The following is a 13,289-nucleotide window of genomic DNA, read 5'->3' as shown; positions in this document are numbered from 1 at the left end:
GCTCCCTTACAACAGCTCTGACGCCGCTAACAGGTTATACAGCATCTGGGCGATTTCGCAGCGTTTAATGCTTGCCAGCGGCAGAATCTCCAGGTCCTCCTGAGATAAAATACCCTCCCGGTAGCAGAAAGCCAGGGGCGCCCTTGCCCAATCCGCACTCTGGACATAATCGCCGAACTGGGCCAGTACGTCACGGACCTCACCGGTGTCCACCGCGGTATCCATGCCGCAGAACGTGGCAGCCCGCGCCACCATCGTGGCAGCTTCCTGACGGGTGATGGTGCCCATGGGGTCAAAGATGGCCGGGGAGGTGCCCATGACGATGCCGAAGGTATTTGCCGTGCCGATGTAGCCTGCGTACCACGCATTTGAAGATACATCGGTAAAGGTTTTGTTGGCCTGCGGCGTCAAGCCAAGTCCCCGCACCACGATAGCAGCAAACTCCGCCCGGGTCATAGTAGCATCCGGGTCAAAGTCAGTTTCTGTCTTGCCATTGATGATGCCTCGCGCTGCCAATGCTTCGATAGCCAGCCGATTGTCATGGGCGGAGATGTCGGGGAAGGTGATGCCGGGCAAGATAATGGGCATGACCTGCACATGTGGATCTTTCCCTGCTAAACCCGCAGTGGGCACCGGTGTGCCGCTGTCTGCCGCCTTTACGGCGTCATCCATGCGGTACAGGCTGTTTTTGCCGTTCAAGGCGCGCTGGACGGCAGCAAGCGCATAAAACCCCTGCTCCGTAGCCATCTGATTGCTGCCGCCGCCGTCGGCGGTATGCAGAAAGCCCTTGCCCTTCTGATAGAAGGTCAAAAGATTGTCGACCAGCGTGTGCCCGTTTTTGACAAAGCGGGGATCGTCTAAAGAAATTCCCAGCTCACAGAGGGCCACGATCACCTGTACGCAGCTCTCAGAATTGGCGGCGTCCCAGCTGGAATAGCCGCCTTTGCTGTCCTGCAATGCGGACAGACAGGCAAGAGCTTTCTCCGTAGCCTGTTTCACCTCCGGCCTGTCCTGATACTTGGCCAGGGCCTGCAAGGCCATACCGGTGATGTCCGGATCGGCCTTTTCATCCGCCTCAGCGGACTCGCTCCCGCCAAACAGGGAAAACCCGCCGTCAGAGAGCTGGCGGCGCAGTATTTCATTCACATACATATCCCGGGTAGCCTGGGTCGCCGCCTTTGGGTTCTGGGGGATGGGATAGTTGGCGGAATCCAGCGCAATCAGCGCAAAGATGGGGCCGTTGATCCCCTGCCAGATGGTTTTGTCAAAGTCGCCCAAGGCCGTAGTCAGGTTGTAGCCGCCCACATCCCGGGCATCATATCCCGCTGCAGTCAGTCCCAGTATAAGGCGGGAATACTCGGTATACTTCTTCTCGTGCAGCACGCCGTCACAGGCTTTGACGTACTTCACCACGGTCTGATAATAGTCGCTGTAATAGTTTTCCGGTACGGCACAGCCGGAGCGTGCCAAACCGATGACCGCCCACTCGCCGCCGATACTGCCTACCTGGGGTGCTTTGACTGTTTTTACAAGGTACTGCGCCGTATCCGTAACCGCGGCGTCCACCTCCGGGGCCGTCGCCGCGAAGGCTGTGACAGAGAGATTAAGGATCAGAACAGCCGCCAGCAGCAGCAATATGCCTGTTTGTATCCTATGTTTCATGGTCTTTTCCTCCTCCTGATATTGTTGGTTTTCTTTGTCTACACTTTATGTAGAAAATCCAGAAGTTTTAAAGCTTGATGGATTTATGTATTTCCTCCACCTGAACGAGCTGCCCATCCTGAATGGTAACCCGCACCTCTCCGAATCCGGTGCTCCGCAACAGTTCAATTAATTTACGTTCCTTTTCCGTTATTTCTCCAAGGCGTTCTTTACTTTCCACAATATGTCGCTCCTTTTTTTAAAATCTGTCTTTCAAAAAGCCCAGGTATCTGATTTCTCCCCTTCACCACCTTTTCGGCAGGATCAATTTTGCTTACCCCGGAGAAAAATAAAAAGGGCACCCTCTTTTTAAAGAAAGTGCCCCGGTTTTCCGGTCAGCATATCCAATTCGCTTATCGTTATTTAGCGTTTTACTGATATTGATCGTGTTGGATCCCTTATTGTAACTGGTGTTTATTGCTTCATTTAAATTCTACTTGATCGTTTTAAAAAAAACAATACCTTTATTACCAAAATTTATCGGTAAAAATGGCAAAAAGCAGCCCATGTTGAACTGCTTTTTGTTAGATCATTTGGTTTCTTCTTTACGGAGAGCACCCTCTTTTTAAGAAAGTGCCCCGGTTTTCCGGTCAGCATCATAATTTAATTGATCTTTTGATTTCTACCGCCCTGATGGGCTGCCGGTCCAAGACGACGATTTTAATCTCACCGTATCCCGTTCCCCGGATCAGAGCAATCAGATTAACCTCTTTTTTCGACAAATGCCCACAATCAATTCTTTCCCCTGCCGTCCCCTCTTTGGAAAATTGATACCTGGGGACACCTTGGGAGTCCGCATCCCTGGGTTCAGGAAGAGCCCCCGTACGCAGACAAAAAACAGTCATACCCACACCCCCTATTACCCGTAGAGTATTTGGTGTATTAAACAGGCAGGTCTTCTGGCTCAAGGCTCCTCGTCCTGTCCACCTTCCCGGTTTCCCAGTGGCAACTGCGGCAGGACTCCCCTTTTACAGCGGCGGGACCGCGCGGGACTTACACCCGACTTCCCTTTTCATCAACCACAAAACATGTTTCATGGTCAAACCTGTTTAACAAATCTCACAAATAAATGGTAATCTGACAACCCAAATGTTGTCAACAAGAAATTAACAAAAAAAAACGATCCTTTTTACTGCTTTGGAGCAAGTTCTTAATTCAGATGGAGATTCTTTTACTCCATCTGAATTTTGACGCAAGTTCTTAACTTGCTAAGTGGTTTTCTTAGCAAGTTTTAGAACTGCTAATACAGCGTGAGAACTGCAAATGCATGACTTAGTTGGCGTTGGACTCCCGCATATTTGGGGACATTCCTAAGAGAGGTGTGTCCCCTGACCTCTGACGGCGGGAGACTGAAGCAAGTTCTTGGTTTGGTTGCTTTTTACCAAACCTTAGAACTGCGAATACAGAGTAAGCCAAGTTAGTCAGGTTAAAGCAAAAGCTGGAGACCGTTGATTACCTGCTCCACCAGGAGCAGGGCTCCCTCCGCGCCTAAATGGGTCTTTTCTACCACATCCAGATAGCCAAAGGAGGGAAGGGCAATCTCAATGCCGGTACAGGCCACTTTATTCAACCGTACCTGGGCAATGGTATTTCCGTCGGCAAAAACAATCTCCGTCTCCGTGGTATGAATCGGATTTTTTGCCGCCGCGGCAAAGCCGGTTTCCATGAGAAAGGCATAAAGTTTTTTCGTAAACATTGAATTTTCCGGATCGTCCACTTCTATGGCAGCAGGGATCATCCCCAGGTAGAGGCAAAGCCATTTGGTCAAAGCATAGGCGGTAGCCGGGTTGGCCTTTAATGAAAACCTGGCCCCGCCGGGCAGCCCCGTCATGGAATGAAACCGGGAAAGGGACAAAAAGCATCGGCCTCTGGCCTTTTCCAACTCATGCAGAGCCGGCCTGGGATCTACTTTCAGCCAGCCGGCAACAGTCCGGATCAAACATTCCGTGGCGTCAAACCCCACCGGGGCTCCTTCCGGAGATACAATATAAGGAATCCAATATTTTTCCTCCATCCACCGGGCAATTTCTCCGCCAAATTCGGGAAAAACCACTACATTGTAAGCCGCCCTGGGAAAACGGGATATTTCCCGTACACTGTCTCCTGCACACAAAACAGAAAGAACCTCAATACCGCAGGCACTCAGGAGCCGTTTTAACTCCCCGATACTGCCCCGGTAGTATTTCTGATGCAGGGAAAGGCCGATGAGATTTACGCTGCGGGGTATCACATCCCGGGCATCGCCTACATTCAGCTTTTCCAAAACATGAATCACTGCCTTTTGGAAACCCTCGGCATAAGCGCCGGAAAATCCTGTGCTCTCCAGGGAAATGCAGGGACAATCCGGCACCCGGTCTTTTAAGTAATGGGCCAGGTCATCTCCGATCAAAGCAGCACCCGGAGAATTCACCACAGCCACCAGTTTATGCTTACTAGTCACCACTGTCTGCAGGGCCTTTTTCAGTTTCTCTCCGGAACCATAAACGTAATCATAAGCATCCAGATAAGTACAAGGGATTCTGGGCTGGCCAAAGAAAAATTCTTCCCCATAATTCAAAGGATCCAATGAGGTGTCCCGGGGAAACTGGGCATCGGAAAGAGCCCCGTGATAAAATTTGCATCCCGCGGGACCATTCAGAATCACCAGCGCATCTTTGATCCCTTCCAGAGCAAAAAGGGCGCCGCTAAAGCCGTCAGGACTGATATTTTTTGAACCATCTGCCATCTTTCTTCCACCCCTCGGATAGTTTCAGTTTAAAAAGTCCGGCCCATCTCTCGGCCAGTTCCAGACCGCTCAAGAATCCCACATCAGGGCAAAGAGGAATGGTATCGGAAAAACATGCGCTTTCCATTTCCGATGAGGTATAATTGGACAGCACCAAATCCGGCTCCAAAATTTTCAGATCCCGCTTTCTCTTTCGCTCACTGTAGCTTTCCTCTACAGGCAGGGTCCCGGCAAAACGGGTGCGAAAAAGAAAATCCTGGGAATAATTGAGGATGCCAATCTTCACAATTTCCATGCCCAAATCCAGTATCGGTTCCAAAATCCAGTCAATATCATGATTAAAAGTAATGACCAACAATCTTTTATGTTCCAGGATTGGTTTTAAATCCGCCAGTCTAGCCCGGTAAATGGCCCGGTGCTTCTGTACAATAGCCTCCACCTTCTCTTCTTTGTGAAAGAAACCGGCCAGCTCTCCCAGCCATTCCTCCGTTTCTCTGAATCCTACGGGAAAAGGCCGGTCGAGAAATTTCATCTTAAATTCCGTTTCCAAGAATCTCTTTAAGGTGCGACCCATAAAATCCCCATGGGACAACAGGTTGATTTTACCCCGCAAGAGCCGGCCTACTTCTTCTCGCGATGTCCGGCAGAGAAAACGGCAGTTGACGGCAAGTCCTAAAGAATCCAACATGCCCCGGACCACCGTAAAATTTTTTTCCGTATTCCGGGCAATGGTCTTCTCCCCGATGATGTTGACCAAATCCTCTTCCGGGGTCAGATCCCTGTTAACCAGGGATTTTGCTGTCTGCACGTAAGCCATGATCACTCCCTGCAGATAGTCCCCGGTAATGTTGCCATCGGCCTTTAAAGGGATCACCGGCGATTTTCCTTCTCCCCCCGGGTCGGCCAGGCGGTCCACATCTTCCCCGATGATGCCGGCCGGGCAGGTGGTTACCACAAAGATGGCGGCCGGTTTATCTTGCCTTAATTCTGCGATTTTGGTTTTCAGTTCCTCCAGGCCCCCGAAGACCATGACACCTTCATCCATGTCGGAGCTGATCAAGGGCGGGGAAATTTGCACCGGCAGAACCATCCCCTTTTCAAAAAGGGCCCTTCTCCCCACAGAAGTGATCGTCTGATATGAAATGTGGGCACAGCTTTTGGGACCATGGGCCACGGTGACGCCATCCCGGATCTGGATCAGAATATTCACCGCCCCGTTAAAGGCGCACCCATGCAAAGGTTCCCGGAGCAGCACATTTTTGGAAAAAAACTTGGGCAGGCCGCTGTTTGATTGAACCGGCAATATCTCCTCTGCACACAAAGCCTTCTCTTGTGCCGGCTCTTTGAGAGGTAACCCATGAACTCTTTTTTCCCGTCCCAAGACAATTTCTTCCAACTGACCGTCACTTAAAGGACAAGCCGGAAACAAAGAGACATTCTCCGCCACCTGGCGGGCCAAAGAGAAAAACTGCCAGGTCAGGTCGGATGCGGGATAGCCTTCTACCAGGGTACATCCTTGCTGTTCTGCCCAGGCAAATTCATTGCTCCGGGGAAAGATGCCGCATAAAGGAAGCTGGACCGCCCAGGAAAAACGCTTGATCCGATCCATTTCCTCCTCGCCCCCCCGCAGGTTCGGAATCAGGCCGGCTGCTCGTTTTCCATCCCCGTCATAATTTTTCAGCCCCCGCAAAATATTGTTGGCCGCATAGAGAGACATAAATTCCCCGGAAGTAACAATATACACCTGATCGGCATACTCATGCCGCAAGGGGACGGCAAACCCACCGCAAACCACATCTCCCAATACATCATAAACAGCTAAATCAAAGCCTAATTGCCTGAGCCCCAGCCTCTCCAGCAACTCAAAAGTCGTCAGAATACCCCGGCCGGCACATCCTACCCCTGGTTCAGGCCCCCCGGCCTCAATACAACCTACTCCTGCGAATCCCCATACCATAATGTCTTTGAGATCACACTGGTCGGGAGGGGTAATTTTAAGATAATCAAGGACGGTGATAATCTTATCTCCTCCGGTGAGCAGTCTGGTAGAATCATGCTTGGGATCACAGCCTACCTGCACAACTCTTTTCCCCTGGACAGCCAGGGCCGCAGAGAGATGAGACGAAATCGTGGATTTGCCGATGCCTCCTTTTCCGTAAATCGCAACCTGTTTCATATCCATATCGCCTCTCCTAATTATTCAGGCAGGTTTCCCACCCTATTTTCCCCTTTACCACTTCAGTAGCACTTACTTTCATTCATACAATTCATTTTTCACAGCCATATCCTCTTGGTCATGCCGGCTGCCATTCCTCTAATAAATAGCAAAAATCTTTTCACCAATCCCATTCGCTCGTTCATTTTTTTCTCCTGTTCCAAAATAATAAACCCTGCTTTTAAGCAAAGCAGGGTAATAAAGCCTAAGCCATATACCCTTTTCCGCGAAAGGTAATAGTTTCATCCCTCAGGCAGGTCTCCTGACTCGCAGATCTCCGCCTGCCTTCACCTTCCTCCGGTAAATCCGGGGAATTTTGAAGGCTGCTCCCTGTTCACAGTGGCGCGACCGTCCAGGATTTGCACCTGGTTCCCTATTCTCCTCTGTTTTATGTCAAACAAAGGCACCTAAGCATGTATATGCACTTGTGATCTGAGTCTTTCAAAAAAAGATGCGAGCCGATGCTCTGGTGTGAGCCGACTACAGAAAAGGAAAAATATACCTCGGCCGGCTTGTGCCGGCCGAAATACTAAAAAAGGAAGAGGGACATAAACTGAAACATAAAAAATTTGTTAATGGCTTAAGTACCATCTGCTATCGTTCGATGCCCTCCCGGGCCGGTACCCCGCTGTGGTAATAATGCTTAATTTCTTTCATTTCCGTTACCAAATCCGCCCGGTCCACGACCTCTTGAGGCGCATAGCGGCCGGTAAAAACCAGTTCCACACCAAAGGGTTTGTCGTTCATCACCTGGATCATTTCCTCCAAACTGATCAAACCGAAAAAATAAGCCGTACAAATTTCATCAAAAACCACAATATCATATTGTCCGGACAGCATGGCTCTTGTACAGTTTTCCAGGCCCGCTTCCGCCATCCTGACATCTTCCGGATCCGGGGGATTCGTCACATGAATCAGGCTTTCTTTCCCGTACTGGGCAATGGTAATGAAAGGATCCAACATGCGGGCGGACTTTAACTCCCCGTATTCCTGGCCTTTCATGAACTGGCCGATAAAGGTTTTCATGCCGTGTCCCGCAGCCCGGAAGGCCAAGCCCAGGGCTGCTGTGGTCTTTCCCTTGCAATTTCCTGTGTAAACATGGATATATCCTTGTGTCAAACCGTTTTCCCCCATTATCTGTCCGGCCTCCTTATTTCCAAAATACTGTCTGGTCCTGCTTTTCCATACTTCCTTCCCTGTCCTGCCGGCACGGTTGGCATTGACCCGGACAGAAAAAATGTACCCCGGCCGGGTATTGCCCGGCCGAACTACTAAAAAGTAAAGGAGGTATTCTTTGGAAGGGCAAAGCTTAAAAACCATTTATATCCCCAAAGGAACTTTCCCTTCTGCCATGACCCCGGAAGAATGTATCCCGGCCGGCATGACACCGGCCGAGCTACCACAAAGAAAGGGGACCGCAAAAGGTAAAATTGAAGCAAGTTCTTAATTCAAATGGAGATTCTTTTACTCCATCTGAATTTTAGAACTGCAAATGCATGACTTAGTTGGCGTTGGACTCCCGCCTAAAGAGGCAGGAGACTTACGCCAAGTTAGTCAGGTTAAAAATCTTGCCGTATTTATCCGATGGACACAAAAAATGGTGCTGCCCGGCCCGATTTAGGCCGGGCATCGTAAAATAAAGGAGTTGTGTTTTATGGCAAATTTAAATGATCATTCTCAAAATAGCCGGGTGTCAAAAAAAGTGTACCTCGGCCGGTAGGCAACCGGCCGAACTACCAAGAAAGGAGGTATCTAATGAATGGACAAAATTGAAGCAATTAAAAAAACCCCACTTTCTACAAAAGAAAATGAGGTAATTTCCAAAATATAAACCAGGCACCCCTTTTCCTGCGAAAGGTATTCACCCAACCCATGCATTAGGCAGGTCTCCTGACTTACGGATCAGTGTTTGTTTTCTCCTTCCCGGCATATCCGGTGGATTTATGAAAACAGCTCCCCGCATACAGTGGCGCGACCGTCCAGGACTCTCACCTGGTTCCCTATTCTCCTTTGATCAATCTCGATCAAAAAGCACCTAAGCATTTTTGATATTCAGTTGTTACGGTTAGTCTAGCATACTATAGAACAGAAAGCAACCCCAAAATATCATTTTCCCATAATATTTATAGAGCAAACCGCTGGATTAAAGATAATAATATTCGGACTGATTTTACCAAAGAGGGGACACAGATTCTTTCATTGGCTTGATGCATCGTAGTGATCGGGGATAAATCATCCAAAGGGAAAAAACCATAGGTAGGAATCCCTCGCTTCCTAAAAAACCTGTTATCGCTATACCCCGGTGTGATATAAGGTAAAATGTCAGACGAAGGATGATCCTCTTTGGTCACAGTTTGGATCAACTGAAATAGTTCTGTATCGAGAGAGGATTCAGTCGGCGGCTCAAAAATGCAACAACTCTCCCATTCCAAGCATAAGTCCCGCAAATGCTGCTCGTTTACCCTCGGCGAAATACGCAGCCACCTTGTAGAAGGAGAATCGCCGGCACAATTTATGATCGGACTTAAGAACGCATGGATATCCATTTTACTCACATTTCTATCCTGCAACCAGGATAGTATTTTTTCTCTCCATAAAGGGTGTAAAGACAATAAACGATAAATAACATTTTGACCCGATAGCACATTTTTCACAAACATTTCCCTAGAAGGCGAATGAGGATACCGTAATTCTTGACGCAGTGTTTTTTTTATTCCAGCCGCCTGACTTGCTTTTACTTGGATTAAACCCTTCTCACCGGTTTGGCAAGTAAAAAATTTACGCTTCCCGAACTTGACGGCATAGCCTCCTCCTTCACTTAGGACATAACCGATATTTTTCAACAAGGTTGTGTGTTCCAAAATCCATTGTGTTCCCCAGTAACCCCCGGACTCTTCGTCGGCTGTAGCGGCAAAGATAATTGTTCTTTGGGGAATTAACCCTAATATTTTAATTAATTTAAATATCGTTAGCCAGACAGATGTAAGTCCCTTGCAGTCTATGGCACCGCGGCCCCAAATAGAATCAGCACAAAATTGTCCGCTCAGGGGAGGATAAGACCAATCGGCTTCTTGCCAATCAGCGGTATCTAAATGAGACAGCAGAAGTAAGGGAGGTAAAGAACCGGTTCCGGGAAGGAAAGCAATCATACTTCCCTTCCCGGCCAGGGGCTCGACAATTCCTGCCTCAATACCTACCTCTGCAAGCTGCTTTTTTAGATATTCCGCAGCGACGATTTCTCTCTTCACGCTTGTTCTGGTATCCATCCGAATCAAGTTTGGGAGATGAAAGAGAAGCTCTTGTCTGATGAAGTTCTCGTTTTTTGAAAATGCGTCATCGATGTTCATATCTATATGTCAACAGCCTGGCGGAATTGCTTACGACCATAAATGAGGCCAAATTGTGAATCACCGCCCCTACGATGGGGGTAAGCATCCCGGAACTTGCCAGAGCAACACCGATTAAGTTTACGCCCACGGCAAAAACGGCAATATTCTGTTTAATCAACCTTAGCGTCCTGCGGCTTAAACTCAAAATTTCCGGAACCATTAAAAGGTTTTCCGAGAGGAGAGCAATGTCCGATGCTTCAATAGCTACATCCGTGCCGATAACCCCCATGGCAATACCGACATCGGACAGCATTAAAGCCGGCGCGTCATTAACCCCATCGCCTACCATCGCCACCACTTCGCCTTGCGCTTGTAACTCCTGAATTACATGCAGCTTATCTTCCGGCAGCAGATTCGCCCTAAAATGGGTAATACCGGCTTCACCGGCGATGGTACGGGCGGTTTCCTCATTATCACCCGTCAACAGGAAAATTTTCTTGATGCCGATCTGCCCCAGTTGTGCTACCATCACTTTGGCATCCTGGCGAATGGTATCTGCTACAGAGATTCCGCCCACAATTTCCTGATTGACAATGACAAGCAGGGCAGTACGTCCTTTTTGCTCTTGATCTTTAATAAAAGTATGGATCGCAGGATCACTCTGTTTTTTTTGGTGTTCTAATGCTTTGCTGTTAGAGACCTCAATCAGGGAATCCTGGTAGGTCGCTTGTACGCCCCGGCCATACAGCATCCTGAAATCCTCTGCATCAGGAATGTCCGTCAAGCCCGAAGCCATGGCATATTCCCTAATCGCTCTCCCAATGGGATGTTGGGAAAATTTTTCCCCAACCGCAGCTTTTTGCAATATGTCCTCCTTTGTCAGGGAAGAAAAGGATACCACTTCCACCACTTTTATATTGCCTTCTGTGACAGTCCCTGTTTTGTCTAGGCACACAGCAGTAACTTTTCCGGCACCTTCTAAAGTAACTCCCCCCTTAATCACGCCTCCCCGGCGGGCGGCGTTCCCCACACTGGCCACAACTGCGGTAGGAGTAGCCAGGACTAAGGCACAGGGGCAGGCAATGACCAATACGGACATTACCCGGAACAAATCATGGGTGAAACCCCAGACCAGAACACAAATCCCCAAAATAACAGGCGTAAAATACCGGGCAAATTTATCCGCCGTTTTTTGAATAGCTCCTTTTTTTTCCTGAGCCTCCCGGATAATCGTGATAATCCGTCCCAGAGTGGTATTTTGGCCAATCTTTTCCGTTTTAATTTCCAGCACACCGTTTTCGTTCAAAGTACCTACAAAGGCTTTATCCCCAACCGATTTGTCAACAGGTAAGGATTCACCGGTCAGAGAGGATTCATTGATCGCGGCCTGACCCTTGACAATTTCTCCATCAATGGGAATACGCTCTCCAGACTTTACCAGAACAATATCTCCGATCTGAACATGTTCCACAGGAATCGCTTTAAAGCCATCCTCTTTTTTTACTTGAGCCAGGCTGGGCACTAATTTAACAATTTCTCGCAGCGCATGCCTCGTTCTGTCCAGGGTGATATCTTCCAATAATTCACCGGCAATCATCATAAAAGCCACAATCGCTCCGGCTAGATACTCCCCGACATAGGCTGTTCCCACTAAAGCCAGCACAACCATGACACCTGCAGTAATCTTTCTTGTTTCTAATACGGCGACCAGGGTAGACCAGATAATATACCCGCCTCCTACCAGCATCGGGAATAAGGCGAAATCAAAACCCGCGCTATTTTTCTTGCCCCACAAGGCGCTTACAATAATTGCCACGAACAGCAGGACGGGAAAAATAAGTTTTTTATACCGGCTCCACCTACCAAGGGTGTAGGCTGCTTTCCCATGGACAAGGACAACATCATGCGGTTGTGCTCTCATTTCTTGGTTACCTTCATACAAGAGAATCTACCCCTTTTTTCATTTACCTTCTCGTCAACCATGTTTAAAGCTGGTTTTTCATCAGTTAAAAAAATTTCCAGGCGACAAAAACGCCGATCAAGATCACTACAACGACCCCGGCAATAATTTTAAGAGAATTAAAGTGGGTTCCCTCATCAAACATACCGTGATTCCCCTCGTGCATCTCAATGCCTCCCCTTTCTTAATAGATTGTTTCCAAAGCTTTCTTCAGTTTTTCCAGTACTTCTTCTTTATCTTCTTTCAGAGCATCATAAATGCAGTGCTCTAAATGGTCGGTAAAAATGATATTGGCTGCTTTTCTTAAAGCAGCTTGCACAGCTGCAATTTGAATCAGCACATCTTCACATTCCTTACCTGTTTCCACCATATTTTTGATGCCGTGGACATGACCCTCAATTCTCGAGAGCCGGTCGATTACTTCTTTGGTTTTTTTATGGGCGGACATCATTCACCTCCCTTCCCCCCGGAGGGGATATTAATAGTACAATAAAAAATCATCCCCTAGATCACCTGAAATTGGGAGAATAAATCCAACAACTGGTCCTTTTTTCTGGGAACGGAAGTTTGTTCTTTAAGCGCCTTGTTTTTTACCAATTCGTCAAAGACCTCCAGAACCCATGGTTTTCCCAGATTTGCTGTTTTTAATACCTGGGCATTGCGAAATATTTCCTCCGGTAATCCTTCGGCAATGATTTCACCGCTGTTCATCACAAAAATATAGTCTGCCCAGGCATATACTTCGTTCAAATCATGGCTGGACAAAATCAAAGTAGCACCCATTTGGTTAAAATCATCCAGTAGTTGCATCATTTCGGTACAATAAAAGGGATCCAAACCGGCTGTGGGTTCGTCCAAAAAAATAACCTCCGGTTCCATCGCTAAGATACCGGCAATGGCCACCCTTTTTTTCTGTCCGTGACTGAGAAAATGGGTGGGCTTGTCTTTAAAATCCCAGGTGCCCGTTCTTTTCAAGGCTTGTTCCACCTTAGCCCGGATTTTTTCTTCCGGCCAGCCCAGATTCACCGGACCAAATGAAATGTCCTGGTAGACACTGGCCGAAAAAAGCTGGTTGTCCGGATCCTGAAATACCACACCTACATTTTTGCGCAGCTCTTTCAATCTTTTGTGGCTGTAATTGACAACTTCACCTTTATATTTGATGTTCCCCTTCGCCGGCCGGTGCACACCGTTAAAGTGTAAAAAAAGTGTTGATTTTCCGGCCCCGTTATTCCCTACCACCGCATATTTTTTCCCTTTCTCTAATTTTAAGGATAAGTTTCTGATCGCAGTTGTGCCATCCATATAAGAAAATTCCAGGTTTTCTGCTTCTAAAATATATTCAGGCATGATCCGGCC

The 13,289-nt window shown here is 48.1% G+C and carries 11 protein-coding genes and 3 riboswitches; of the genes, 1 reads left to right on the top strand and 10 read right to left on the bottom strand.

Features of this window, described 5'->3' with window-relative positions; genetic code table 11:
• Positions 1-6 precede the first annotated feature (6 nt).
• The 6 genes from DCMF_RS24880 to DCMF_RS24855 all read right to left on the bottom strand — a co-directional run bounded on the left by DCMF_RS24880 (position 7) and on the right by DCMF_RS24855 (position 7,775).
• Positions 7-1,662, bottom strand: coding sequence for an S-layer homology domain-containing protein (locus tag DCMF_RS24880; protein WP_148136931.1), 1,656 nt, complete (start codon positions 1,660-1,662; stop codon positions 7-9).
• A 67-nt stretch (positions 1,663-1,729) separates the two neighbouring features.
• Positions 1,730-1,882: a DUF2292 domain-containing protein gene (locus tag DCMF_RS24875; protein WP_148136930.1), complete on the bottom strand. Its 153-nt coding sequence runs from the start codon at positions 1,880-1,882 to the stop codon at positions 1,730-1,732.
• A 415-nt stretch (positions 1,883-2,297) separates the two neighbouring features.
• Positions 2,298-2,546: a hypothetical protein gene (locus DCMF_RS29885; protein WP_236860119.1), complete on the bottom strand. Its 249-nt coding sequence runs from the start codon at positions 2,544-2,546 to the stop codon at positions 2,298-2,300.
• Between the two features lie 27 nt (positions 2,547-2,573).
• Positions 2,574-2,765: riboswitch (cobalamin riboswitch) on the bottom strand.
• 362 nt (positions 2,766-3,127) lie between these two features.
• On the bottom strand, positions 3,128-4,426 hold the full coding sequence (locus DCMF_RS24865; protein ID WP_148136929.1) for a nitrogenase component 1: 1,299 nt from the start codon (positions 4,424-4,426) through the stop codon (positions 3,128-3,130).
• Entirely contained in the window at positions 4,395-6,608 is a 2,214-nt protein-coding gene (locus DCMF_RS24860; protein ID WP_236860118.1) for a nitrogenase component 1, read from the bottom strand. The genes DCMF_RS24865 and DCMF_RS24860 overlap by 32 nt, the downstream gene beginning before the upstream one ends.
• A gap of 268 nt (positions 6,609-6,876) precedes the next feature.
• Positions 6,877-7,066, bottom strand: a riboswitch (cobalamin riboswitch).
• 169 nt (positions 7,067-7,235) lie between these two features.
• Entirely contained in the window at positions 7,236-7,775 is a 540-nt protein-coding gene (locus DCMF_RS24855; protein WP_148138066.1) for a cob(I)yrinic acid a,c-diamide adenosyltransferase, read from the bottom strand.
• Between the two features lie 160 nt (positions 7,776-7,935).
• Between DCMF_RS24855 and DCMF_RS29400 the strand changes: the two genes are divergently transcribed.
• Positions 7,936-8,088 (top strand): hypothetical protein, encoded by a 153-nt coding sequence (locus DCMF_RS29400; protein WP_214658883.1) that lies wholly within the window; start codon positions 7,936-7,938, stop codon positions 8,086-8,088.
• Positions 8,089-8,504: 416 nt separating this feature from the next.
• Positions 8,505-8,695, bottom strand: a riboswitch (cobalamin riboswitch).
• A gap of 69 nt (positions 8,696-8,764) precedes the next feature.
• On the opposite strand, the gene DCMF_RS24850 is transcribed toward DCMF_RS29400, so the two are convergent.
• The 4 genes from DCMF_RS24850 to DCMF_RS24835 form a co-directional block, all read right to left on the bottom strand.
• Complete coding sequence (locus DCMF_RS24850) at positions 8,765-9,889, bottom strand: M20/M25/M40 family metallo-hydrolase (protein ID WP_214658882.1); 1,125 nt, start codon at positions 9,887-9,889, stop codon at positions 8,765-8,767.
• Positions 9,890-9,974: 85 nt separating this feature from the next.
• Complete coding sequence (locus DCMF_RS24845; RefSeq protein WP_148136927.1) at positions 9,975-11,891, bottom strand: heavy metal translocating P-type ATPase; 1,917 nt, start codon at positions 11,889-11,891, stop codon at positions 9,975-9,977.
• 223 nt (positions 11,892-12,114) lie between these two features.
• Positions 12,115-12,381, bottom strand: a complete 267-nt coding sequence (locus tag DCMF_RS24840; protein WP_148136926.1) for a metal-sensing transcriptional repressor — start codon at positions 12,379-12,381, stop codon at positions 12,115-12,117.
• A 53-nt stretch (positions 12,382-12,434) separates the two neighbouring features.
• A complete protein-coding gene (locus tag DCMF_RS24835; protein WP_148136925.1) occupies positions 12,435-13,280 on the bottom strand; it encodes an energy-coupling factor ABC transporter ATP-binding protein in 846 nt (281 codons plus the stop codon).
• Positions 13,281-13,289 lie beyond the last annotated feature (9 nt).

It is taken from the genome of Candidatus Formimonas warabiya (assembly GCF_002777255.1).
Classification (GTDB): domain Bacteria; phylum Bacillota; class Dehalobacteriia; order Dehalobacteriales; family Dehalobacteriaceae; genus Formimonas; species Formimonas warabiya.
Note: the sequence above shows the minus strand (reverse complement) of the source record. Positions and strands in the feature narration are given on the sequence as shown.